At 55.3% G+C, this 23,793-nt stretch carries 18 protein-coding genes and 2 pseudogenes; 18 read left to right on the top strand and 2 right to left on the bottom strand.

From position 1 onward, the window contains the following. Positions 1 to 909 carry a LysR family transcriptional regulator gene (locus tag GSQ70_RS03205; RefSeq protein WP_158781085.1) on the bottom strand — a complete coding sequence of 303 codons (909 nt, stop codon included), beginning with the start codon at positions 907 to 909 and terminating at the stop codon, positions 1 to 3. A 124-nt stretch (positions 910 to 1,033) separates the two neighbouring features. On the opposite strand from GSQ70_RS03205, the gene GSQ70_RS03200 reads away from it, so the two are divergent. From GSQ70_RS03200 to GSQ70_RS03170, 7 genes and pseudogenes are all read left to right on the top strand, one after another. Further along, positions 1,034 to 2,344, top strand: a complete 1,311-nt coding sequence (locus tag GSQ70_RS03200; protein WP_158781083.1) for an MFS transporter — start codon at positions 1,034 to 1,036, stop codon at positions 2,342 to 2,344. 18 nt (positions 2,345 to 2,362) lie between these two features. Continuing rightward, on the top strand, positions 2,363 to 3,451 hold the full coding sequence (locus GSQ70_RS03195) for a tartrate dehydrogenase (RefSeq protein ID WP_158781081.1): 1,089 nt from the start codon (positions 2,363 to 2,365) through the stop codon (positions 3,449 to 3,451). Between the two features lie 908 nt (positions 3,452 to 4,359). Then, the gene (locus GSQ70_RS03185; RefSeq protein ID WP_158781079.1) at positions 4,360 to 5,235 is read left to right on the top strand and encodes a ParA family protein; all 876 of its coding nucleotides are present in this window, start codon (positions 4,360 to 4,362) and stop codon (positions 5,233 to 5,235) included. Further along, a pseudogene (dnaB-PI, locus tag GSQ70_RS03180) lies at positions 5,228 to 6,592 on the top strand (SPI-7-type island replicative DNA helicase); the annotation flags it as partial. The gene GSQ70_RS03185 and the pseudogene dnaB-PI, both read left to right, overlap by 8 nt. Next, positions 6,567 to 6,743: pseudogene (locus GSQ70_RS25905) on the top strand (integrating conjugative element protein); the annotation flags it as partial. The pseudogenes dnaB-PI and GSQ70_RS25905, both read left to right, overlap by 26 nt. A 10-nt stretch (positions 6,744 to 6,753) precedes the next feature. After that, positions 6,754 to 7,092, top strand: a complete 339-nt coding sequence (locus GSQ70_RS03175) for a hypothetical protein (protein WP_158781077.1) — start codon at positions 6,754 to 6,756, stop codon at positions 7,090 to 7,092. Positions 7,093 to 7,094: 2 nt separating this feature from the next. Beyond that, on the top strand, positions 7,095 to 8,615 hold the full coding sequence (locus GSQ70_RS03170; protein ID WP_158781075.1) for a conjugal transfer protein TraG N-terminal domain-containing protein: 1,521 nt from the start codon (positions 7,095 to 7,097) through the stop codon (positions 8,613 to 8,615). 39 nt (positions 8,616 to 8,654) lie between these two features. On the opposite strand, the gene GSQ70_RS03165 is transcribed toward GSQ70_RS03170, so the two are convergent. Next, positions 8,655 to 9,026, bottom strand: a complete 372-nt coding sequence (locus tag GSQ70_RS03165) for a phage holin family protein (RefSeq protein ID WP_158781073.1) — start codon at positions 9,024 to 9,026, stop codon at positions 8,655 to 8,657. Between the two features lie 426 nt (positions 9,027 to 9,452). Between GSQ70_RS03165 and tssB the strand changes: the two genes are divergently transcribed. The 11 genes from tssB to GSQ70_RS03110 all read left to right on the top strand — a co-directional run bounded on the left by tssB (position 9,453) and on the right by GSQ70_RS03110 (position 23,732). Next, positions 9,453 to 9,947: a type VI secretion system contractile sheath small subunit gene (gene tssB, locus GSQ70_RS03160; RefSeq protein WP_158781071.1), complete on the top strand. Its 495-nt coding sequence runs from the start codon at positions 9,453 to 9,455 to the stop codon at positions 9,945 to 9,947. A 25-nt stretch (positions 9,948 to 9,972) separates the two neighbouring features. After that, positions 9,973 to 11,520, top strand: coding sequence for a type VI secretion system contractile sheath large subunit (tssC, locus tag GSQ70_RS03155; protein WP_158781064.1), 1,548 nt, complete (start codon positions 9,973 to 9,975; stop codon positions 11,518 to 11,520). 18 nt (positions 11,521 to 11,538) lie between these two features. Then, complete coding sequence (gene tssK / locus GSQ70_RS03150; RefSeq protein ID WP_158781061.1) at positions 11,539 to 12,876, top strand: type VI secretion system baseplate subunit TssK; 1,338 nt, start codon at positions 11,539 to 11,541, stop codon at positions 12,874 to 12,876. Next, positions 12,873 to 13,526: a type VI secretion system protein TssL, short form gene (tssL, locus tag GSQ70_RS03145; protein WP_158781053.1), complete on the top strand. Its 654-nt coding sequence runs from the start codon at positions 12,873 to 12,875 to the stop codon at positions 13,524 to 13,526. The genes tssK and tssL overlap by 4 nt, the downstream gene beginning before the upstream one ends. Before the next feature lie 3 nt (positions 13,527 to 13,529). Next, positions 13,530 to 15,254, top strand: a complete 1,725-nt coding sequence (locus GSQ70_RS03140) for an OmpA family protein (protein WP_199257217.1) — start codon at positions 13,530 to 13,532, stop codon at positions 15,252 to 15,254. Between the two features lie 5 nt (positions 15,255 to 15,259). Beyond that, a complete protein-coding gene (gene hcp, locus GSQ70_RS03135) occupies positions 15,260 to 15,751 on the top strand; it encodes a type VI secretion system effector Hcp (protein ID WP_024558534.1) in 492 nt (163 codons plus the stop codon). A gap of 298 nt (positions 15,752 to 16,049) precedes the next feature. After that, positions 16,050 to 18,698, top strand: coding sequence for a type VI secretion system ATPase TssH (gene tssH, locus GSQ70_RS03130; RefSeq protein WP_158781051.1), 2,649 nt, complete (start codon positions 16,050 to 16,052; stop codon positions 18,696 to 18,698). 1 nt (position 18,699) lies between these two features. Beyond that, positions 18,700 to 19,305, top strand: a complete 606-nt coding sequence (locus GSQ70_RS03125) for a DUF2778 domain-containing protein (protein ID WP_158781049.1) — start codon at positions 18,700 to 18,702, stop codon at positions 19,303 to 19,305. Further along, a complete protein-coding gene (locus GSQ70_RS03120) occupies positions 19,302 to 19,529 on the top strand; it encodes a hypothetical protein (protein ID WP_158781047.1) in 228 nt (75 codons plus the stop codon). Before GSQ70_RS03125 ends, GSQ70_RS03120 begins: the two co-directional genes overlap by 4 nt. A gap of 76 nt (positions 19,530 to 19,605) precedes the next feature. Beyond that, complete coding sequence (locus GSQ70_RS03115) at positions 19,606 to 22,152, top strand: type VI secretion system Vgr family protein (RefSeq protein WP_158781045.1); 2,547 nt, start codon at positions 19,606 to 19,608, stop codon at positions 22,150 to 22,152. Beyond that, positions 22,149 to 23,732 (top strand): DUF2235 domain-containing protein, encoded by a 1,584-nt coding sequence (locus GSQ70_RS03110; RefSeq protein WP_158781043.1) that lies wholly within the window; start codon positions 22,149 to 22,151, stop codon positions 23,730 to 23,732. The genes GSQ70_RS03115 and GSQ70_RS03110 overlap by 4 nt, the downstream gene beginning before the upstream one ends. Positions 23,733 to 23,793: the final 61 nt, after the last annotated feature.

Genomic DNA, 23,793 nt, shown 5'->3' with positions numbered 1-23,793 from the left:
TCAAAGTCCGGCGATCAGATCCTCTTTTCGCCGGGAGAAAATCGTCAGCAGGGCGACAACATCAGGATCGTTGCTGCCCTTGTGCCACGCCATACACAGCGGCAGGCCTTTGATCTTCTCATCAATGTTCAACTGGATACAGGTTACGCCCTCGTTGTTCATATTGCGAAAGGAAGCCGGGACAATCGCCAGACCTAATCCCGCCGCGACAAAGCTCAGGATGGTCTGCTTCTCCTCCGCGAACTGCGCAATCTGCGGCGTCAGCCCGGCATTGCGGAACACATTCATCGTCAGATCGTGACTGTGCGGCCGCGTTCTTCTCTCCGGTACGATCATCGCGTCATGGCAGAAATCCGCCACGCTGACCGATGTTCGCGCGGCCAGCGGATGCCCGGTCGGAACAGCCAGTACGCAGGTTTCGCGGGTGATAAAACGTACCGCCAGCCTGGCGTCCAGGCTTTCGGGTGGACGGATAAAAATCATATCCAGCCAGCCGGATTTCAGCCGGGGGATCAGGTTAATGGTTTTGTCCTCCGTCAGATGGATATCCGCTTCGGGATGTTCCTGCACAAACATATTCAACAGCTGAGGAAGCAGGCCACGGGCAGCGCTGTCGATTGCGCCGATGCGCAGCGTGCGGCGACCGGTTCTTTTGCCTGCTTTAAATCGCAGTGCCAGAGCATCGAACCGGGTAACCACTTGCCCCGCCTCATCAAAAAAATCTGCCCCTTCCGGGGTCAGCGATACGTTGCGGGTCGAGCGGTTCAGCAGGCGTACGCCGAGATCGTCTTCCAGCAGGCGGATAAAGCGACTTAGTGACGCAGGCATCATTTCCATCTTTTGCGCCGCCCGGCCAAAGTGCAGCTCTTCAGCCACGGCCATAAAGCAACGCAACTGATTTATATCCATATTTTCCCCCGACTATCATTATTTAAATAAATTATATAATCCACGCCTGATGATAAGTCCAGCCCGAACTGCATACTGAGTTTTATTAAAAAAAGAAAACCCTGAACCTGCGGAGCACGTCAAAATGAACTCTCACCTCGAAAAACGGGTGATGCGTAAAGTTACCCTGCGCATTGTGCCCTTTATTATGCTGCTCTATTTCATCGCCTTTATCGATCGCGTTAATCTCGGTTTTGCTGCACTGACCATGAATAAAGATCTGGGCTTCTCTCCCACCGTATTTGGCGTGGGAGCAGGGATATTTTTCCTCGGTTACTTTTTATTTGAAGTGCCGTCCAATCTTATTCTGCATAAAGTTGGTGCGCGGATCTGGATTGCCCGCGTGATGATCACCTGGGGGCTGGTCTCCGGCTGTATGGCGCTGGTGAGCAGTGCCAACAGTTTTTATCTGCTGCGTTTTTTGCTGGGCGTGGCTGAAGCGGGATTTTTCCCCGGTATCATTCTCTATCTCAGCTACTGGTTCCCGGCGGCAAGAAGAGCACAGGTGACCGCGATCTTTATGGCTGCGGCGCCGTTATCCACCGCGTTGGGTTCACCGGTTTCCGCCGCGTTACTGCAGATGCACGGCATGCTGGGCTTCGCGGGCTGGCAGTGGATGTTCGTGCTGGAAGCCGTTCCCGCCGTGCTGCTGGGGGTTGTGGTGCTGTTCTTCCTCACTGACCGCCCGGCAAAGGCGAAGTGGCTCTCTGATGAAGAGCGCGACTGGCTGCAAAACACTCTGCAGGCCGAAGAACGTTCCCGTTCGGTGACGGGCAGCCATAGCAGCGTCTGGCGCGGGCTGGCCGATCGGCGGGTGCTGGCCCTGGCGCTGGTCTATTTTGGCACCTCGGCGGGGTTGTATACCCTGAGCATCTGGTCGCCGCAGATCATTCACTCCTTCGGCGCTTCCTCGCTGGCCACTGGCTTCCTGAACGCTGTGCCAGCCATCCTCGGCGTGGTGGCGATGATCCTCTGGGCGCGCCATTCCGACCGCAGCGGCGAACGCAGCTGGCATGTGATTACCGCCTGTCTGCTGGCCGCAGCAGGACTGATCTATGCGGGTAATATCACCACGCTGATCGGCGTGATTGTCGCACTGACGCTGGTCAATATTGGCATCAGCGCCTCCAAGCCGCCGCTGTGGAGTATGCCGACCCTGTTTCTTTCCGGCCCCGCAGCCGCAGCGGGTATCGCGGTGATCAATTCCATTGGCAACCTGGGCGGTTTTGCCGGACCAATCGTCATTGGCATCATCCGCCAGCAAACCGGTTCTTACACCTGGGGACTCTATTTTGTCGCCGGATTACTGACCCTATCGGCCTTAATTGTCCTGCTGCTGTCGGTGGGCAATAAAAAGCCGCAAACGGCTGACCTTTCTCATCCTGAAATACATTAACCCTGTCTGGAGGCTATTATGCGCCATTATGCCATTGCTGCTATTCCCGCTGACGGTATCGGCCCTGAAGTGATTTCTGCCGGTATTGAAGTTCTGCGTGCGCTGGAAAAGCAGGACCGCAAGCTGAAATTTGATATCGAAAATTTTGACTGGGGGTCTGATTATTATAAAAAGCACGGCGTGATGATGCCGGAAGACGGGCTGCAAACGCTGAAGAAGTTCGATGCGATCTATTTTGGTGCCGTCGGCGCACCGGACGTGCCGGACCATATCACTCTGTGGGGGCTGCGTTTGCCGATTTGTCAGGGCTTCGATCAGTATGCCAACGTCCGCCCGACCAAAATCCTGCCTGGCATTGTGCCACCGCTGCGCAACTGCGGACCAGGCGACCTGGACTGGGTGATAGTGCGTGAAAACTCGGAAGGGGAATACTCCGGCAACGGCGGCAGAGCGCATCGCGGGCTGCCGGAAGAGGTGGGCACCGAAGTGGCGATTTTCACCCGCGTGGGCGTTACCCGCATTATGCGTTATGCCTTTAAGCTGGCGCAGTCCCGGCCGCGCAAGCTGTTGACGGTGGTCACCAAATCCAACGCCCAGCGCCACGGCATGGTGATGTGGGATGAAATTGCGGCGGAGGTGGCGCAGGAGTTTCCGGACGTGAAGTGGGACAAAATGCTGGTGGATGCGATGACACACAGGATGACGCTGCATCCGCAGAGCCTGGACACCATTGTCGCCACCAACCTGCACGCGGACATTCTTTCCGACCTGGCGGGCGCACTCGCGGGCAGCCTTGGCGTGGCACCGACGGCAAATATCGACCCGGAGCGCCGCTTCCCGTCAATGTTTGAACCGATCCACGGCTCTGCGTTTGATATCACCGGTAAAGGCATTGCCAACCCGATAGCCACCTTCTGGACTGCCGCGCAGATGCTGGAACATCTGGGTGAACGCTACGCGGCCGCGCTGGTGATGGCCGGCATCGAAGACGTCTGCGCCAAAGGCATTCTGACTCCGGACGTGGGTGGCAAAGCGACAACGGTTGAAGTGACCCGTGCGGTTGTGACGTTTATTGAGTCTAAGGTTCGGGTGGAGGAAACGGCCTAATCTGGCGGATGATTCGCCCAGGATGCTGAGCGATAAAACCGGGAGCGACGATGGTTGCTCCCGGTTTCTCAGCCATCAGCCGGTATTCTTCCGACGTCAGGTTATACGGACTTCAGAACGGCAATGATCGGGTGTTCGGTGAATCGTGTTTTGCGCATGGCGATCTTCTCCAGGGACATAGCCAGTATGCCGGGAGATCTCTAAAAGTGCGTGGAGGGATACTTACACGCTGAGCCCGAAGATTACCTGTTTGATGTGGCACGATTCCTGAGCCCAACAGGCGGGTGGACCGGGAACCCGCAATACAACCCGTTCGCTCGTTTTTCACCAGGCTAATGAAAGAGTGGGTGTTTAAGGTAAGACCACATCGGTTCAGGCATACCGTGGCGACAGAAATGATGAAATTACCGGATCGTAACCTGGCGATGGTAAAGGATTACTGGGGCATCGAAGTGTCACTACGACCCTGGAATACGTCGAATTAGATTTGAAGGTGACAGGGCGGGCTTCAGAGGATGAATTGTCACGGTATATGGATGTGATCCCCACCGATAATAAGGAACCCAGACATACCTTTAACACGCTGTGAGAATCGTCAGTGATCGAGAAAAGGACGCCTGCTGTAACAGGTGTCCTTTTTGAGAGGAATCTAACAACTAATATCGAGTGTTCGGTCTCTCACAGATACGGCGATATTTACCTGTCAGTTCCTTTGTTCCGCCCGTTAAAGGGTTACCTCTAACCAGCGTGCTTTGATGCAGAATTAGTGGTGCCGGACTCGGAATCGAACCAAGGACACGGGGATTTTCAATCCCATTGCCGGAAAGTTAAGTTTTTTTGCCTTTGTGTTACAGGGATGTGAATAATCGCTAACGCATACATCCAAACCATTGTTTTGGATGTGCAAAATGAAAATACTTCCCGTGATCTCTCCCAAAGGTGGAGAAGGCAAATCCACGTTTGCTGCTTACCTTGCCGGTTTTCTCGCCGATGCCGGCCTGAACACCCTTCTTGTGGATGCCGACTATTCCCAGCCCACAGCCAGCAGTATCTTCGCGCTGGAGCATGAATCCCCTTTCGGTCTCTATGAACTGCTGATGCAGATGGTCAGTGACCATACGCAATGCATTTCGCAGACCGCCATAAAAAATCTCGATGTCATCTACTCTAACGACCCGGACGAACTGTTGCCGACCGCGATGCTTCACGCTGCAGACGGCCGTCTGCGCCTGCGTAACATACTTCAGCATCCTTTCTTTAACCGTTATGACGTCATTATTGTGGATTCGAAAGGCGCAACAGGCGTCATGACCGAACTTTCCCTCCTGTCCTCTACCGGTAATGTGATGGGCGTTGTTAAACCCATCCTTCCGGATGTCCGTGAATTTATCCGCGGCTCCCTTCATATGCTTACCCGCCTGAAAACCTATGAAAATTACGGTATCCGCCTTCCTGATATTTCCATTCTCGTCAACTGTATCGAAAACACCCTTCTTGACCGTGAAGCGATGGACGGTCTTGCCGCCATCATTAACGAAAAACACTACGACGCCTCTGCGCTGGGCAACCGTGACGTTTATCGTTTACTCGATACCCGTATCGAGGCGCTGGATATTTTCAAACTGGGGCATGTCAAGCAGCAGCCCGTGCATCGTCTGGAATACAAAACACGCCGCAAAGGTCCGGCCGCAGCCGTCACCATGCACGATCTCGCCTGTGAACTGTTTCCGGAGTGGCAGAGCCATTTCAGTGACGTTCTGACCCGGGAGGTGCGTCATGTCTGAGATGATGATGCCCTGCTCTTATGAGGCTGAGCAGGCCGTACTGGGCGGACTGATGCTTGATAACGATCGGTGGGATGAGGTGATACTGCAAATCTCCCCGGAAGATTTGTTTTCCCGGCCGCACCGTATGGTCTTCCGCGTGATGGCCGAGCTGGCCGGAGAAGGGCTACCGCTCGATCTCATCACTATTACGGAACGGCTGGAGAACAGAGGCGACCTTGAACAGTGTGGCGGCTTTGCTTATCTGGCTGAAATGAGTAAAAACACGCCGTCTGCAGCCAATATCCTGGCCTACGCCGGGGTGGTGGCGGAGAAAAGCCGCCTGCGGCAGCTGATGACAGTGGGTAACAGTCTTCTTTCCGATGTGCAGGCCCCGAAAGCCAGCTCGGCGGGCATTCTTGAGTCGGCCGAAGGTAAGCTGTTCAACATTGCCGAACAGGGGGCCATGCAGCTCAACAGTGAGACCGGCGTTAACGAGGCGCTGGATAAACTGATGACGCATCTGGAAAGCATGTCCGCCAGTGACGGCCTCACCGGAACTCCGACAGGGTTCAGTGAACTGGACGCGATGACCTGTGGTCTCCAGCCCGGCGATCTGGCCCTGCTGGCCGCCCGTCCTTCCATGGGGAAAACGTCGCTGGCCATGGCCGCCTGCACCGCGGCCGTGGGTGCAAAACCTGACGATCACGTCTTTGTGTTCAGTCTTGAAATGCCCTCAGAGCAGCTGATGATGCGCCTGCTGGCGATGGAAGGCCGGGTGGAACTGTCCCGGCTTCGCAGCGGTAATATGGATGATGAAGACTGGGCTCGCGTGTCCGCGGCTACAGGCCGCATTATTGAGTGGCAAAACCGCCTGATCATTGATGATACCAGTTACCAGACCCCGGCCACACTGCGCGCCCGCGCCCGTCGCTATGTCCGCAAATACGGCAGACCCTCTCTCATCATGCTGGACTATCTGCAGCTTGTCCGCTCCCCCGAGCAGGAAAACCGCACGCAGGAAATAGCGGAAATTTCCCGCTCGCTTAAGGCGCTCGGTAAAGAGCTGGGCTGTCCGGTACTGGCGCTTTCCCAGCTCAACCGCCTGGTGGAGCAGCGAGCCGATAAACGCCCCAATAATGGTGACCTGCGTGACTCCGGTGCGCTGGAGCAGGATGCGCACCTCATCATGTTTATTTACCGGGATGAGGTTTATAACCCCGGCACCCCGGATGCCGAGGTGGCTGAGATCATTGTCGGCAAGCAGCGGCAGGGGCCAACCGGTACGGTGAAAGTCAAATTTGACGGGCGTTACACACTGTTTTCGGAGTTTCAGGAAGGCAGCTATGACTTCGGTTATCGCGGCGCTGAAAAACGAGATGGAGATGAAACGCGAACTGTCACGCAATTCTGTTCTGACCATTATCGACAGGGAAAACCAGCGCATCGAAAGCAATCCTCAGTCCCAGTCTGATGACAATACGGACAGCCGCTTCAATCAAATGGCAGCGCCGCAGTCGGCTGAGTGAGGGAATAAGCATGCACAATAAAACGACTGTCAGGAAAGTCCTTACCCGTACCAGCATCTTCCTCGCCTGTATGGCGTTATTCATGCTGGTCTCATTAATGGTGGCTGACACCGCCATGAAACACCCGACTGAAGCCGCTGCATTCCGGAACTGGATGCAGTCGACGCGCTACGGCTGGCTGATATGGCGGCTGGCGCTGTATGCGCTGATTGCCTGGGGCCTCTGGAAAATCCGGCATGCGCCGGGTTTTCGGGAGGAATACCGCCGGCCGCTGCAGCGCATCAGCGTGGCCAGTGTGCTTTTTATCGCGTTGTGTGAGTACGCGATGTTTACCGGTCCGGGAGCCTGACGATGACAACAAACAGCTATCTTGAGTATTTTCTCACGCTGCTCGGCTGGGTCATCAACAATGGCCTGTGGAATGTTCTGCTGGGCACCGGCCTTTTTGTCCTGCCGCTGGCGTTTAAGGTGGTGGGTATCTGGCTCAGGGTCCGTGAAGAAGGGGAGGATGAAGGTAACAAGGGGATGCTGTCGCTGCCCCGTATTGAGAACGCGCTGTATGCCGGGTTCCTGGTGATGATTGCCTGCTGCGTACCGCTGATTAATGTCAGCCTCAGTACGATGCAGTACGACACAACCCGGGCAAAGAGCTGTGGCGTGTGGACGCCAAAAGCGCCGGATGAAAGCGGCTATGCCGGCGTGGTCACCAGTCTCAACGACCAGACGGCTGCAGCACCGGTATGGTGGGTGCTGATTCATAAACTCTCAAAAGGGGTCACCCAGGCGGCCGTGGTCACCATTCCCTGCCGCCCTGACATGCGACAAATCCGTTTTGAAGTGCAGCATACGCGTATCGACAACAAAGCGCTGGCGCAGGAGTTGCAGGACTTCACCAACGACTGCTATTCAGTTGCGCTGTATATGTGGAAGCAGCAGGATCAGGGCCAGTCAAAGGACAAAACCACGCTGCGTGATATTGAGTGGATCGGCAGCAGCACATTTCTGAGCCGGTATTATCCTTCGTTGCAGTCTAAACTGCCCCGGGCTGCGTTCCCGTGGACCGACAGCCGGGACAGCGGCCGGCCCAATACCGGAAGAGGAGGCTATCCCACCTGCAGTGAATGGTGGAGTAATGCGGATACCGGTCTGAAAGCACGGGTGAAGGACCAGGCCGACCCCGATATGTGGCTGCGCATCTCAGCCGCAATGAAAATGTCAGGCTTTAACGACAGTGACTATCAGGAAGCCGTCATCCGTCGTCTGGTGAGTCCGGAAAGCCTGACGGTCTCACAGAATGGTCATGTGTATGCCGGCTATGGCGGCAACGCCGATTTTACCCTGGATAATGCAGCGGCACGCGTGGCGGCCATTGGCGGGACATCTCTCGGCAGTCTGGCGGCGTTCCCGGCGTTCGATGCGATGCGACAGGCGCTGCCAATGGTGCAGGCTATCCTGCTCATGGCAATTTATGTGATGCTGCCGCTAATACTGGCGTTTGCGGCTTATGAGTTCAGGACCGTTATTACGCTGACCTTTGTGATATTTGCTCTTAACTTTCTGACGTTCTGGTGGGAACTGGCGCGCTGGCTCGACAGCTGGCTGCTGACCGCGTTGTACAGTTCGGATACTCACAGCCGCTTTAATATGGCGGGACTGCAGAACAGCTCAGATGACCTCATTATGAATCTGGTTATGGGAACAATGTTCCTGGTGCTTCCTGCCGTCTGGCTGGGAGCATTATCATGGGCAGGTGTAAATATCGCAGTGGCGTTAAGTAACGCCATTCAAAAAGGTACTGAGACAGCACAGAATGCTGGAGGTAAATTAGGTGACGCCGCGGCAAATGCGATAAACAGCAAAGCTACTCGATAATAATGAACGTCACGGCGGCGAGGGAGGGACCCCGTGACTTCAATCCTCTCCTGGTGGTTGGTAAGGCGCATCATATTGGCCATGACGAGCGCTTTCCATTATGTAGTCGCTACTGTCAATTTTACCCGTGGTGCCAGATACCCCACCTTTCACAAGAGAACCCGCAATAGCGAGGCCCCAAAGAATCAACACTGAAGACACAAACACAAAACCGCCCAGAGTTATGGCTGTCACCGAAAGAATAAGCAGCCCTGCAATTGGTATATGTCCAACCCATTTGGGCATATTACGGTTTATGGCAAAGCTGACACATCGGTTGTCAAGGCTGGAGAGTTCTTTTCTAATTTTCTTCCAAAATCTGGCTAATGAGTAGCCCCTCTGCCACGCCCGTTCTTCTTTAGTCTGATGCATCTTCACTCTCCTGATTACGCGAGTCTTCATACGACTATAGCGGAACTCTTGAACGGTGGCTAACTCTCATGCCAGCTGAATCTCGTTCTGAAAATAAGTCCGTTTTGCCTTACTTTCATATCTGCACTTATTACGTAAAAGTTATTAACGCTAAATCAGTACCGTCTCACAGTTAGTTGTTTTACGACGCTGGCCGTCTTTACTACTGATTAGGTTGCTGTTGGTTTTTGATGTAAATCAATCTATTTGCGGGTTTTTCTCGTGTGCAGACATATCTTGCTATACGTTTTGCTCCTGTTTAATAACGGTGAGCAATCATCGCAGCCTCCCAGTTAAAGCTTGTTCGGGAGTACGTCATCTGGCATCTGCTGGTCTGTGCCTGCATTGCGCCCGGACTGCCGCGACTTCACAGCACAAGGACTTGTTATGTCTTCGTTTCAGAATGAAATACCAAAAGCACGCGTCAATTTAAAGCTGGATTTACATACAGGTGGCGCGCAAAAGAAAACCGAACTGCCTCTCAAGCTCCTGGCCGTGGGTGACTTCAGCAATGGTCAGGAAAACCGTCCGCTGTTTGAGCGCGGGAAGGTGAACGTGGATAAAAACAATTTCAACAGCGTTCTGGCTGAGTTTTCCCCGTCCGTTAACCTGTCGGTACAGAACACCCTGGCGGGTGACGGCAGTGAGGAAAACGTTGCCCTGACCTTCCGGAACATGAAGGATTTTGAACCAGAACAGGTTGCCCGTCAAATCCCGCAACTCAAAGCCATGCTGGCGATGCGCAATCTTCTGCGCGACCTCAAATCCAATCTTCTTGATAACCAGGCCTTCCGCAAAGAGCTGGAAAAAATACTGCTTGACCCGGCACTCAGCAACGAACTGCGCACTGAACTCTCCTCACTGGCACCGAAAGACGCCTGAAGATAACCCGGACTCATACGGAATCATGCTCATGTCTGTAAAAAACGAAAATGCTGTCGGAGGCGAAAGCGTTGTGCTTGAGTGCCCGACTGAAAGTGGGGTATACGCCTCACTGTTTGAAAAAATCAATCTTACCCCGGTCTCGTCCCTGAGTGCGCTGGATAGCTGGCAGGATGCGCAGGCGATGTCGGATGCGACCGCGGATGAACGATTAACGGCCGGAATGCAGGTGTTCCTGGAATGCCTGACCAAAGCAGGCTCAAAGGTTGAAAAACTCGACAAAAACCTGATTGACCACCACATTGCGGTGCTGGACCAGCAGATTAGCCGTCAGCTTGATGCCGTCATGCACCATGAGGACTTTCAGGCGGTAGAAAGTCTGTGGCGCGGCGTGAAATCGCTGGTCGACAAAACCGATTTCCGCCAGAACGTGAAGGTTGAACTGCTGGATATGTCCAAAGAAGACCTGCGTCAGGACTTTGAAGACAGCCCGGAAATCATCCAGAGCGGACTGTATAAACATACCTATATTGATGAGTATGACACCCCGGGCGGTGAGCCGATTGCCGCGCTGATTTCCGCTTACGAATTTGATGCGTCTGCGCAGGATGTTGCCCTGCTGCGCAACATTTCGAAAGTGTCTGCCGCAGCGCATATGCCGTTTATCGGCTCTGCCGGGCCGAAATTCTTCCTGAAAGACAGCATGGAGGATGTGGCGGCCATCAAGGATATAGGTAACTACTTTGACCGCGCTGAGTACATCAAATGGAAGTCCTTCCGCGAGACGGAGGATGCCCGTTATATCGGTCTGGTGATGCCGCGCGTGCTGGGTCGCCTGCCGTATGGCCCGGACACCGTGCCCGTACGCAGCTTCAACTACGTGGAAGAAGTGAAGGGCCCGGATCACGACAAATACCTGTGGACCAACGCCTCGTTTGCCTTTGCATCCAACATGGTTCGCAGCTTCATCAACAACGGCTGGTGTGTACAAATTCGTGGCCCGCAGGCCGGTGGTGCCGTGCAGGACCTGCCAATCCATCTGTACGACCTGGGCACCGGTAATCAGGTCAAGATCCCGTCAGAAGTGATGATCCCGGAAACCCGCGAATTTGAGTTCGCCAACCTCGGTTTCATTCCGCTGTCTTACTATAAAAACAGAGATTATTCCTGCTTCTTCAGCGCCAACTCCACCCAGAAGCCGGCCCTGTATGACACCGCGGATGCAACGGCCAACAGCCGTATCAATGCCCGTCTGCCGTATATTTTCCTGCTGTCGCGTATTGCGCACTACCTGAAGCTGATTCAGCGTGAAAATATCGGCACCACCAAAGACCGTCGTCTGCTGGAGCTTGAGCTCAACACCTGGGTTCGCAGTCTGGTGACCGAAATGACCGACCCGGGCGACGAACTGCAGGCTTCTCACCCGCTGCGCGACGCCAAAGTGGTGGTTGAAGACATTGAAGACAACCCGGGCTTCTTCCGCGTGAAGCTGTATGCGATCCCGCACTTCCAGGTGGAAGGGATGGACGTCAACCTGTCACTGGTTTCCCAGATGCCGAAAGCCAAATCGTAAGGCGAGGGGAAATCAGGGATGAAAATTTACCGCCCACTTTGGGAGGATGGGGCCGCTCTGGCCCCGCAACAGTTCCAGCAGCAGGCTCGCTGGAATGAGCACGTTGCCAGCATGGTCGCCCGGATGGGGGTTTCTTATCCCTGGGGTGTGGTGGCCGCAGAGTTTGATGATGCCGCGCTTGCGCTGTCTCGCCTGAATGCCACCCGTCTGGTGGTACGTTTCCAGGATGGCACGATTGTTGATACAGACCTGGCCGATAACCTTCCGCCAGTCTGTGATTTGTCCGCAGCACAGGGCAGTGAGACTGTTGACGTGATTGTCGCACTGCCGTTGCTGAGCGCCAGCGGTGGCAATCTCGATAACGGGCTGGACAGTGAACGCCCGCGTCGCTGGAAAGCGGAACGTGTGGTGGTGCAGGAACTGGCCGGGCATGAAAGCGGCGAACTGGCGGTTCTGCGCAATGCGCTGACCCTGCGTCTGTCTAGCCAGGAAAACACGGCATACCTGACTTGTCCGGTGGCCCGTCTGGTACGCAATGCGCAGGGACAATGGAGCCGTGACCCGGCCTTTATCCCGCCGATGCTTTCTGTTTCTGCCAGCCCGTGGCTTGCCACCGAACTGGGTGACCTGCTGGTGCGGCTGCAGGCCCGCCGTCGTCGCCTGATGGCCATGCGCCGTGAAAGCAATGAGCGGATGGCCGACTTCGCTGTCGCGGATGTCTCCCTGTTCTGGCTGCTCAATGCCCTGAACAGCGCCGAGCCGGTGCTGACGGAACTGCTTCAGACGCCTGAGCGTCACCCGGAACTGCTGTACCGCGAACTGGCCCGTCTGGCCGGCAGCCTGCTGACGTTCTCTCTGGAGCACGACGCCGGCGATATTCCTGCTTATCAGCACGATGCACCTGAACGGGTATTTCCGCCGCTGCTGGCACTGCTCGATAAGCTGCTGGAAGCGAGCCTGCCGTCACGGGTGGTGAGTATCCACCTGGAGCACCAGGACCAGATCTGGAAAGGTGCCCTGCACGATGCGCGCCTGCGTGAAGGGGCGGACTTCTATCTCTCCGTACGCTCCTCCATGCCGAACCATGAACTTCAGACGAAATTCCCTCAGCTGTGTAAAGCGGGCAGCTTTGATGATGTGTCCGACGTGGTGAATGTGGCCCTGAGTGGGATGGTTATCAAACCGCTGACCCATGTTCCGGCCGCTATCCCGTTGCGTCTTGAGAACCAGTATTTCTCGCTGGATCTGGGTACTGAGGCGGCTCGCGCAATGCTTGAGATGGCCAGCTGTACCTTCTACACCCCGCGCTCACTAGGGGAGGTGAATCTTGAACTCTTTGCGGTGCTGCGCTCATGAATAAATCCGAACTCAGCCAGATAGAACGTATTTTCTACCCGGGCTGGCTGATGGCCAGCCAGCTGCGCGGCGGCCAGGAAGTCCGGGACGGGGAAGGGCTCTATCGCCGGGCCTGCCGTCTGGTGCAGGAGGCGAAAGCGGCGCTCACGGAGGCAGGATACAGCGACATCAGCCGTGACCATATGGTGTATGCCCTGTGTGCACTGCTTGATGAGAGCGTGATGAACCGGGGAACCACCGATGATGGTTACCTGACCTGGCGTCGTGACCCGCTGCAGGCACACTTCTTTGGCACCCTCAATGCCGGTGAGGAACTGTGGGAACGGATCCGCAACCTGCTGAAAGAAACCGCTCCTGACGCTGCCGTCCTGACCTGTATGTACCGGACCCTGCAACTGGGGTTCGTGGGGCAATATCGCGCCCAGGATGATGAGCGTCGGGATGATATCGTTCGTGCGCTCGCGGAACGGGGGCCGGCCTTCACGCTGGCACAGGACGCTCCAATTGTTGCCCGGGCATCACGTCTGCGCAGCGATCGTCGCTGGTACTGGCTGACCTGGGTTGTGGCCGCAGTTGCCCTGGTGGCGCTGTGGTTCTTCCTTTCATCCTCCCTCACCGAACTGGTGAGTCAGACGGTCAGACCGGGGTAAAGGATGCGTGATGTTTACCGGAGTCTGCTAACCGCCCTGGCGGGCGTACTGGCACTGTGGCTTATCCTGGGCTTCTGGCCGCTGTCGGTCGGGAGCCGTGTGGCACTCAGCCTGCTGGTCATTCTGGTGTGCGGGGTGATGCTCTGGCGTCAGCGCCGGGCATCACAGCGGCGGGCACAGGCACTCAGGGATATTGTGGACGAGAGCCTGCCCCCGGAAGATTTTCAGGGGGCGGTGATCCTCGTTTGTGGCGACAACGCTCCGCTGTTTGTGTCCGGTTCCCGTCACCGGGAAACCCGGCAGGGCTGGTATCTGTGGGTGAAGGATGCGGAACAGCTGCCACTCTTTGCTCAGCACCTGAGCCTGGTGCGCCCGGCCCTGGTGTCGCAAATCTCCGTCATGCTGGCGGTGGTACCTGAACAGCAGACCTCTGGGGATGATTTTACCCAGTCTCTGCGGGGCTGGCAGCGGGCTGTCGTCCAGTGCCGTGCGGCATTTGGCACTCTCCCTCCGCTGTGGACCGTGACCTGGGTATCGCCCCCTGTGGCTTGCGCGAAGACAGAGCCCGTATGGTTTATCACGGTCAGCCAGCGAAGCGGTATTCAGGTGTATCAGCCTGGTCAGGGCAATGTGTCACTGACGGAGTGGACACGGGAGAGTGGAGCAGACGGGCGTCTTTCGCGTCTGAGTCAGGGCCTGTGGCTGGACAGTCTGCTTGCCTGGCAGAACAGAGTCGTCAATGACCTGCTGTCGGTACGCCAGGGCGAACTGCCAGTGATGAAGCCTTGCGTACAGGGCATGTGCATGGTGCCAGTGAGCGGTATCGCGGGCAATCTCTGGCAACAGCACATTACCGCCGTGACGGCGTTGCCACCGGATGCCGTTGTGACGACAGAGCCACTGCCGCTGCCTGAACTGCTGCTGCCGGCGTTACCGCGCCGACGTGGTGTCAGCCGCAGAATGGTGTTCTGGCGCTATGCCGGATTACTGGGCGGGATTTTCCTGGCCCTTGCCATGCTGGCGTCCTGGATGAACAACCAGCGCCTTATCCGTAATGTTGGCGATCACCTTGTATTGTATCACCAGCTGACGGGGAAGCCTGTTTCCCCGAAACTGCGGGCACAGCAGCGCCTCAGAGCCGATGGCGCATTGCTGGACGACTGGGCGCGTCGCGGGGAGCCACTGCGTTATCGCCTGGGTCTGTATCAGGGGCTGCGCCTGGTGCCGCCTGTTGAGGCTGCCGTCAGTGACTGGGCCCCGCCACTACCGCCTCCACCGGTTATTAAGAAAATCATTCAGGGTCCGAAAACCATTCGTCTTGACAGCATGTCGCTGTTCGACTCCGGAAAATTCGACCTGAAGACGGGGTCCACCAAAATGCTGGTGAGTTCTCTGGTGGGCGTTAAGGCAAAACCAGGCTGGCTGATTGTCGTGTCCGGCCACACCGACAACACTGGTAACCCGAAACTCAATCAGACGCTCTCTCAGAAACGTGCCGAAGCGGTGCGCGACTGGATGCGTGACACCGGTGACGTGCCGGAAAGCTGTTTTGCGGTGCAGGGTTATGGCGCAAGTCGCCCGATCGCAACCAACGACACCCCGGAGGGCCGTGCGCTCAACCGTCGTGTCGAAATCAGTCTGGTACCGCAGGCCAGTGCCTGTCAGATACCGGGCCACACCCAGACGTCATCGCAGGATGATGACGTATCACAATCAAATGGAGAGTAACTCTCATGGCAATTCCTGTTTATCTTTGGCTGAAAGACGACGGCGGCGCGGACATCAAGGGTTCTGTGGACGTTCAGGATCGTGAAGGCAGCATCGAAGTGGTGGCGCAGGAGCATAACCTGTACATCCCGACTGACAACAACACCGGCAAGCTGACCGGTACCCGTATCCACACCCCGTTCCTGTTCACCAAGGAAATCGACTCCTCCAGCCCGTATCTGTACAAGGCGGTGACCACCGGTCAGACCCTTAAGTCTGCGGAATTCAAGTGGTACAAAATCAACGACGCGGGCCAGGAAGTGGAGTACTTCAACACCAAACTGGAAAACGTGAAAGTGGTGAAAGTGAATCCTGAAATGTACGACATTAAGGATCCTTCCAAAGAGAAGCATAACCACCTTGAGCGCATTGAACTGCGCTACGAAAAAATCACCTGGACTTATAAAGACGGCAACATCATTCATTCCGATTCGTGGAACGAACGCGCCACCGCCTAAGTTACTCGTCATATTTCGCGCGCTAACGGCGTTGGCTGCGTTCGCTCACCCCGGTCACTTACCGCTGTAAGCTCCCGGGGATTCGCGAACTTGTCGCCTTGTTACCGCACGAACTATTTAGAGTAACCACTCAGACGGGCAGTCCGCTCTGCCCGCCTTTTTCTTTGCTGAGCGTCTGCCCGTCGGGCGTTGAGCAAAAAAACCACAAACCGCCAGCCCGACCGCATGCGCTTTGGTCCCCTGAACGGGAAACAGCGAAGGGCGGTAGCGTGCCCGGAAGCCATCAAGAGAGAGAAAAATGGAAAATCCAGCCATCCTGTTACGTCGTCTGAATCCGTACTGTGCCCGTGCACTGGAAGGGGCTGCCTCGCTCTGCCAGACCCGTGCCCATGCGGAAATTCTGCCTGAGCACTGGCTGCTGAAACTGCTGGAGCAGGGCGAGGGCGACCTGACGGTGCTGGCGCGTCGTTATGAGTGGGATATGGATGCACTGTGGCAGGATTTGCTCGGCTGGCTGGATAATCAACCGCGCTCGGTACGCCATCGTCCGCAACTGTCTGACGCCATTCAGACCCTGATGCAGGAAGCCTGGCTGATTGCCTCGCTTAACGGTGAAGAGCAAATCCGAAGCCAGCACCTGTTGATGGCCCTGGTGGAAAAACAGAAACTGGTGCGCTGCGATGGCCTGTGGCCACTGCTGACCCTCGGCCAGAGTCAGCTGGAGCGTCTGCGTCCACTGCTGGACGCACAGTCAGATGAGCGTCCGGAAGTGCAGCAGGAAGCAGAACTGGCACAGAGCCACGGCGGTGAGGTCGAGTTTGTTGGCCGCCCGGTTGGTGCAGAACTGAAAGAGGGGGAGCTGGCCCCCGCGCTGCAGAACGTGCTGGATAAATTCACGCTCGATGTCACCGCCAAAGCGAAAGAGGGCAGGATTGACCCTGTGTTCGGCCGTGACACCGAAATCCGCCAGATGGTGGATATTCTTTCGCGCCGTCGCAAGAACAACCCAATCCTCGTCGGTGAACCGGGTGTCGGCAAAACGGCACTGCTTGAAGGTCTGGCGCTGCGTATTGCAGAAGGTAATGTGCCTGAATCGCTCAAGCCGGTCATCCTGCGCACACTTGACCTTGGTCTGTTGCAGGCAGGGGCTGGCGTGAAAGGTGAATTCGAACAGCGCCTGAAAAATGTCATTGATGCGGTGCAGCAGTCGCCTGTGCCGGTTCTGCTGTTTATCGACGAAGCCCACACCATTATCGGGGCTGGCAATCAGGCGGGTGGCGCTGATGCGGCTAACCTGCTGAAACCGGCACTGGCGCGTGGCGAACTGCGTACCATCGCGGCAACGACCTGGTCTGAATATAAGCAGTATTTTGAGCGGGATGCCGCGCTGGAGCGTCGCTTTCAGATGGTAAAGGTGGACGAACCGGACGACGACACCGCCTGCCTGATGCTGCGTGGCCTGAAATCACGCTACGCCGAGCACCATGGTGTGCATATTACTGACGATGCGGTACGCGCCGCCGTCACGCTGTCCCGTCGTTACCTGACCGGACGCCAGTTGCCGGACAAGGCCGTCGATTTACTCGATACCGCCGCCGCGCGCGTGCGCATGAGCCTTGATACGGTGCCTGAACAAATTGTGCGCCTGAAGGCGCAACTGACTGCCCTGGAACTGGAAGAGCAGGCGCTGCTGGAAGATATCGCCGCCGGCAGTAACCGTCATGGTGACCGCCTGAGCGTTATCGAGAAGCTGCGGACTGAACTGGGTGCGCGCATCCGGGAGCAGGAAGACCGTTTCAGCAACGAAAAGGCGCTGGCACAGCAACTGATGGCCAGCCGACAGGATATCAGCAATCAGGCTGAAATTTCCGGCCTGCAACAGCAGCTGGAGCAGGCGCAGCAGGGCGACGTGCTGGTTCAGGTGGATGTGGACACCCGCACGGTGGCGAACGTGATTGCCGACTGGACCGGCGTGCCGCTCTCTTCCCTGATGAAGGACGAGCAAACCGAACTGCTGACCCTGGAAAACGAAATTGGCAAACGCATGGTGGGTCAGGATGCCTCCCTTGAGGCTATTGCTCAGCGTCTGCGTGCGGCGAAAACCGGCCTCACCTCCGAGAACGGTCCGCAGGGCGTTTTCCTGCTGGTCGGCCCGAGCGGCGTGGGTAAAACCGAGACCGCGCTGGCGCTGGCGGATGTGCTGTACGGCGGGGAAAAATCCCTCATCACCATTAACCTTTCGGAGTACCAGGAGCCGCACACCGTTTCGCAGCTGAAGGGTTCACCTCCGGGCTACGTGGGCTACGGCCTGGGCGGCATTCTCACCGAAGCGGTGCGCAAACGCCCGTACAGCGTGGTGCTGCTCGACGAAGTGGAAAAAGCGCACCGCGACGTGATGAACCTGTTCTATCAGGTTTTCGACCGGGGCTTTATGCGCGACGGCGAAGGGCGTGAAATCGACTTCCGCAATACTGTCATTCTGATGACCTCCAACCTCGGCAGCGACCACATTATGCAGTTGCTGGACGAACAGCCGGAGGCCAGCGAAGGCGACCTGCATGAACTGCTGCGCCCCATTCTGCGTGACCACTTCCAGCCCGCGCTGCTGGCCCGCTTCCAGACCGTGATTTATCGCCCACTGGCCGAATCGGCGATGCGCACCATTGTGGAGATGAAGCTCGACCAGGTGAGCCAGCGGCTGCATCGTCATTACGGCTTGTCCACGAATATTGAAGAGAGTCTCTATGATGCACTCACTGCCGCCTGCCTGCTGCCGGATACCGGTGCGCGCAACGTCGACAGTCTTCTCAATCAGCAAATCCTGCCGGTGCTGAGTCAGCAACTGCTCACTCACATGGCCGCGAAGCAGAAACCGCACAGCCTGACGCTTGGCTGGAGTGAGGAAGAGGGCATCGTGCTGGCGTTTAATGAGGCGCACGGAGGCTGAAATGCAGATTTGCATGATGGATTACGGCAACCTGTCGGCGGATGGCAAAACCACGTACCTGAAATGCTACGGCATCGGGACGTTTGAGGTACTGACTGGTTTGGATTTTTATATAAATAACCCCGACTGTGCCGATCATGAGAATGCTGCCATCCCTCCAGGCACTTACTGGGTGACCGACAGGCCTGCCGGCAGCCTGTATAACCGCGTCCGCGCGGAGGCGATCGATGCCTGGCATGGTTACCGAAATCACCATTCTGAATGGTTTGCTCTGTTCAGCGATAAAACCAAAAGAGACGGTATCATGGTGAATGGTCTGAACCGTACGGGATTTCGTCTCCACCCGCTGAACAGCGATGGTTCCGGTGAGTCCTGGGGCTGTATTACCCTGCGTCGTTCCAGTGATTTTCAACACCTGCGACGCCTCCTGCTACAGAGAGGAACTTTCCCTGTTCCTGGTGGCAATGGTCTGAAGGCCTGGGCCCGTATCGATGTGCGTGGCACCCCGAACTACAGCCTGTGTGATAAAGAAACCGAAGAAAGAAAAGAGGCTGAGAAACGTCGTACACAGCAGGCTCTGAAAAAGCGAGCGGAGAATGCCGAATGAAAATCCTGCTGTTTATCGTACTGTTCTGGAGCGGGATCCACTTCATTCCTGATGTATGGGTTGCGAGTTTTGTGAAGGCCCATATCCCGATTAGCGGTGACGGGGAAGAAGCGATGGACAGCTTTGATATGCATATCATCGTGATTAAAACAACGTTGTGTGCTGTCGGGGCGTATCTCCTGATGAAGCTGCTCTTCTGGCTGCACCACCGCCCGAATAAATAGCCTGTTTTCTTCTCTGACCGACGCTGGCCCGGACCAGCCCTGACGGAATAACTGAATACACAATGGAGTCAATGCCATGAGCCTGACGGATACCCTGAACACGATGGTGGCCACCGTCACCGGAAAAGCCCTGAATCGCTACTGCCTCGATATCCCTTCCTGTACGGCAGATATCGATGTGGAGGATTTTAGCGGGTCGGAAGCGATGAGTGCGCTTTACAGCTACACCATCAATTTCACCAGTGCCGACAAGAACATTGATGCCCGGCAGATGCTGAGCAAGCCCGCGACCCTGACCATAGGCGCGGGTAATCTGCTTTCCCTGACGGCGCGCAAGGTGGTTCACGGAGTGGTGACGCATTTCGAGCGTACGGGTGGTTCAGCGGATGAAGCGCAGTACTGCATTGTGCTGGAGCCGTTTCTGGCGCTGCTGGGCAATCAGTTCCGCACCCACCGCTTTTTCGTCAATAAATCGGTTCCTGAAGTGGTGGCGGAGGTGCTCGCGGAGCATGGGCTGAAAGGCTGGGAGTATGAGTTTACCCTCAAAGCTGAGTATCCAAAGCGTGAACAGATTAACCAGTATCAGGAAAATGACCTCGCCTTTATTGAACGTCTGCTGGCCGAAGTGGGGATTTTTTACTTCTTTACCCTGCAGCCTGACACTCAGACTGAAGTGGTACACTTCGCGGACAAACAGAGCGCCTGGACGTTCGGTAAAACGCTGCCTCTGAACAGCCCGTCAGGGACGAATGACAGCGGCATTGATTCAGTATGGGGCGTGCATGTCCGGCACAACGTGGTGGAGCGTTCGGTTACGGCCAGCGACTATAACCACCGTGAAGCCCAGAATATCCTGACTTCAGTACCGGCGGACATGACTCGCGGTGATGGGGAGGGGAATACTTACGGTGATGTGTACCATTATCGCCCGCGTCACCTTGAACGTGGTGACAAAATTACGCCGACGGCAGAAACCGGCAACTTCTGGGCGCGTCTGGAGCATGAACGCTTCCTCTCCACCCAGACCACGGTGACCGGCACCAGCACTGACCATACCCTGGGTCCGGCGCAGGTGCTGACCATCACCGAGACGACTATCCCGCCGACACTGCCGCGTGAAACCGGAAACGGTCTCGTCATCATCAGCGCCGGTTACTCTGCCAGCCGTCAGAACGCGCTGAAGGTGGAATGGGCGGCTATGCCGTACTACGAGAACCGATGCTGGCGTCCAGCCGCGAAAAAGCGTCCGGTGGTCAGCGGCACCCTGATGGCGCGTGTGACCAGTGCCAAAGATAACGACATCTACGCCTGGCAGGATGCATCCGGCATGTACCGGGTGAAGTTTGATGCCGACCGTGATGACAAAAAGCAGGGCATGGAAAGCATGCCAGTGCGCTTTGCCAAGCCTTATGGTGGGGACAAATACGGCTTCCACTTCCCGCTGATACAGGGCACTGAAGTCGCTATTGCGTTCCATGAGGGGGATCCGGATCGTCCGTATATTGCCCATGCCCTCCACGACTCCCGCCACGTAGACCACGTCACTGAAGCCAACAGCACGCGTAACGTTGTCAGGACCGCGGGACTGAACAAGCTGCGGATGGAGGACAAGCGTGGTGAAGAGCATATCAAGCTCAGTACGGAGTACGGAGGTAAGACTCAACTCAATTTAGGACACAACGTCAACGCATCCAGAGCGCTGCGAGGTGAAGGTGCGGAACTGCGCACTGACAAACACGTCGCAATCCGGGGCGGCGACGGGGTGTTCATCACGGCAGACAAGCAGCAGGCAGTCGGTGATAAGATGCTCTCCATGCAGGAGGCAATCACTCAGTTGGAAAATGCGTTGAGTATTGCCCGTACCTTGTCTGAAGCATCTGAAACGGCAGGGGCCATGCCTGTTGATCTCCAGAGCCAGGTAAAACTGACTGACGCACTGAAAGAGCTGGTCAAACCTGGGATGGTGCTGAATGCTCCTGAAGGGGTGAGTATCTCCAGCCCCCAAGCTGTCCGGGTGTCTTCCGGCAGTGCCAGTGTGGGCATTATGTCACAACAGAATACAGATATTGGTGCACTGAAGCGTTTTACGGTAGCAGCAGGAGAAGCTATTAGTATGCTCGCCCGTAAAGCCGGTATAAAACTGTTTGCCGCAAAAGGGAAGGTGGAAATCCAGGCGCAGGATGATGTCATGGAGATGCTGGCGAAGCAGGATATCACTGTGACCAGTACGGAAGGGCGGATGGAGCTGACGGCCGCTAAAGATATGGTCCTGAAAAACCTTGATGGATCGTTTATCCAGTTACAGGGTAAAGATATCATTCTGGGCTGTGAAGGGAATATTCTGTGGAAGTGTGCTAATGCCCAGAAAATGGGACCTGCCACGCTAAACTCATCTCCCCAGACCTTTCCGAAAGGATATGGTGGCATTTATTCATTGAAAGATGATGAAGGAGAAATCATCCCGAATACCGAATATAAGGTAACCACTGCTGATGGTCAGATATTTACCGGAACCTCCGATGAGCATGGTAAAACGCTTCCGATTTATACCTCACTGCCCGGTAAGCTTAACATTGAAATTCTGGGAACTGGTAATCCATCAACAGGGAGTAACAAGGCATGAGTGACTACCGCGCATGGGAAGCCAGTGACTGTGAACATTTCACTGATATCAATATTTCTGAGAAAACAGTTGTCTGTAAGCGTAAACCCGTACCTGGAATAACAATTACTATTGGGATGTTTTTTGATGGCACAGGGAACAACGCGTTTAATACTCAGAATCGGATTTTGGAGTCTTGTTCCCATCTTGATGTTGGAATGAAGGCAGAAGACGCAGAAGCCTGTGCCAAAAAACTGGGGAAAAAAATTGGCGATGCTGGAAGTTATATTGGGTATTATTCTAACATCCACTGGCTTAATACACTTTACGCCACCAATGACGAGGTAATTGAGGAACAAACAGTTTATCAGCGAGCAGTCTATGTACAGGGAATTGGTACCGATAAAGGCAATGGCGATAGCTCGATAAGTATGGGGACGGGCGGTTGGTTTTATGGTGTGGTTGATAAATCTGAGGAAGGTGTTGGTCTTATTGCTGAACAAATTTCGAAATTCTTGGCTCTTAACCAAGGGATAAATTTTGCAATTGAGAAAATTCAGTTCGATGTTTTTGGATTTAGCCGCGGTGCGGCGGCGGCTCGCCACTTTGCTAACCGTGTAAGAAACAACGATAAAGCCATACAGCAGGCCATAACTAAAGGGCTTGGTGGTCGAAATCAACATGGTAAACCTGCAGGTGAAACTCGCTTTCTGGGGTTATTTGATACCGTGTGCGCGGTAGGTACAGTAAGTAATCTATTTGATGTTCATAGTGGTGTGAACCCCGGTGTTGAGCTGGATCTGCCTCCAGATATTGCACAGAAAGTCTTTCAGATCACGGCAATGCATGAGTGCCGATACAACTTCAGCCTGAACAGCATCAAGGAATCTTGGCCGGAACTGGCTCTGCCGGGTGTTCATTCAGATATCGGCGGTGGCTATAATCCAAAGGAAAAGGAGTATCTTTTTCTGACTCAGCCCCAAAATGAAACTGTCAGTGAAAGTATTCCTTCTGAAGTGACTGATATCTACCGGCGTTCAGCGGCCGAAATACCTGACTTAAAGAGCCTGCCAGCGTTAAGTGCGATAATTCCGAGCGGTGAAGTAAAGACAGAAACTTGGTACGACTATCTGGTTAACGAGGATAAAAAACGCGGTGGCATCACACAAAAGCGTGTTGGGGCGGCAGTCACTATTGAGAGGGTAGTGACTAATGACTGGAGCAAAGTTAGTTTACGGGTGATGTTGGATGCAGCTCAGGAGGCGGGGGTGGCAATGAAAGAAATTGAGCCTACTAATGAATATTTGAATTTGCCTGAGGAACTTGAATTCTTATGTCAAAAAGCAATTGACCAGGGAAAGGCAGTGAGAAATGGTGATGTGCCGACGCCTTTTATCTCACCGGAATTACAATTGATTGGCAAATATATTCACTGCTCCGCTAACTGGAACCCTGTGGTTGTAAAAGATGTCTGGCTGGATGGGAATAAAGTGAAAACAATCTACGGGGCAGTGAAATCATCTGATTTGCTTTTTTATATCAATCGCCCAAATCCCGGTTGGCTTCGTGCTGTCTGGAATATGCAGGGAGGAAAATCATGAAATCAATCGCCAGAATAATTTCGATCTTATTTCTTTTGGGCTCTGTTAATGCCTGTGCCAG

Origin of the sequence: Pantoea sp. BAV 3049 (assembly GCF_009765445.1) — a bacterium.
Classification (GTDB): domain Bacteria; phylum Pseudomonadota; class Gammaproteobacteria; order Enterobacterales; family Enterobacteriaceae; genus Erwinia.
The sequence above is the reverse complement of the archived record's forward strand: the minus strand, read 5'-3'. Positions and strand labels throughout refer to the sequence as shown.

Bases quoted from the DNA above. Each gene is read 5' to 3' on its own strand.
- GSQ70_RS03205 (WP_158781085.1), bottom strand. From the start codon at position 909: ATGGATATAAATCAGTTGCGTTGCTTTATGGCCGTGGCTGAAGAGCTG.
- GSQ70_RS03200 (WP_158781083.1), top strand. From the start codon at position 1,034: ATGAACTCTCACCTCGAAAAACGGGTGATGCGTAAAGTTACCCTGCGC.
- GSQ70_RS03195 (WP_158781081.1), top strand. From the start codon at position 2,363: ATGCGCCATTATGCCATTGCTGCTATTCCCGCTGACGGTATCGGCCCT.
- GSQ70_RS03185 (WP_158781079.1), top strand. From the start codon at position 4,360: ATGAAAATACTTCCCGTGATCTCTCCCAAAGGTGGAGAAGGCAAATCC.
- GSQ70_RS03175 (WP_158781077.1), top strand. From the start codon at position 6,754: ATGCACAATAAAACGACTGTCAGGAAAGTCCTTACCCGTACCAGCATC.
- GSQ70_RS03170 (WP_158781075.1), top strand. From the start codon at position 7,095: ATGACAACAAACAGCTATCTTGAGTATTTTCTCACGCTGCTCGGCTGG.
- GSQ70_RS03165 (WP_158781073.1), bottom strand. From the start codon at position 9,026: ATGCATCAGACTAAAGAAGAACGGGCGTGGCAGAGGGGCTACTCATTA.
- tssB (WP_158781071.1), top strand. From the start codon at position 9,453: ATGTCTTCGTTTCAGAATGAAATACCAAAAGCACGCGTCAATTTAAAG.
- tssC (WP_158781064.1), top strand. From the start codon at position 9,973: ATGCTCATGTCTGTAAAAAACGAAAATGCTGTCGGAGGCGAAAGCGTT.
- tssK (WP_158781061.1), top strand. From the start codon at position 11,539: ATGAAAATTTACCGCCCACTTTGGGAGGATGGGGCCGCTCTGGCCCCG.
- tssL (WP_158781053.1), top strand. From the start codon at position 12,873: ATGAATAAATCCGAACTCAGCCAGATAGAACGTATTTTCTACCCGGGC.
- GSQ70_RS03140 (WP_199257217.1), top strand. From the start codon at position 13,530: ATGCGTGATGTTTACCGGAGTCTGCTAACCGCCCTGGCGGGCGTACTG.
- hcp (WP_024558534.1), top strand. From the start codon at position 15,260: ATGGCAATTCCTGTTTATCTTTGGCTGAAAGACGACGGCGGCGCGGAC.
- tssH (WP_158781051.1), top strand. From the start codon at position 16,050: ATGGAAAATCCAGCCATCCTGTTACGTCGTCTGAATCCGTACTGTGCC.
- GSQ70_RS03125 (WP_158781049.1), top strand. From the start codon at position 18,700: ATGCAGATTTGCATGATGGATTACGGCAACCTGTCGGCGGATGGCAAA.
- GSQ70_RS03120 (WP_158781047.1), top strand. From the start codon at position 19,302: ATGAAAATCCTGCTGTTTATCGTACTGTTCTGGAGCGGGATCCACTTC.
- GSQ70_RS03115 (WP_158781045.1), top strand. From the start codon at position 19,606: ATGAGCCTGACGGATACCCTGAACACGATGGTGGCCACCGTCACCGGA.
- GSQ70_RS03110 (WP_158781043.1), top strand. From the start codon at position 22,149: ATGAGTGACTACCGCGCATGGGAAGCCAGTGACTGTGAACATTTCACT.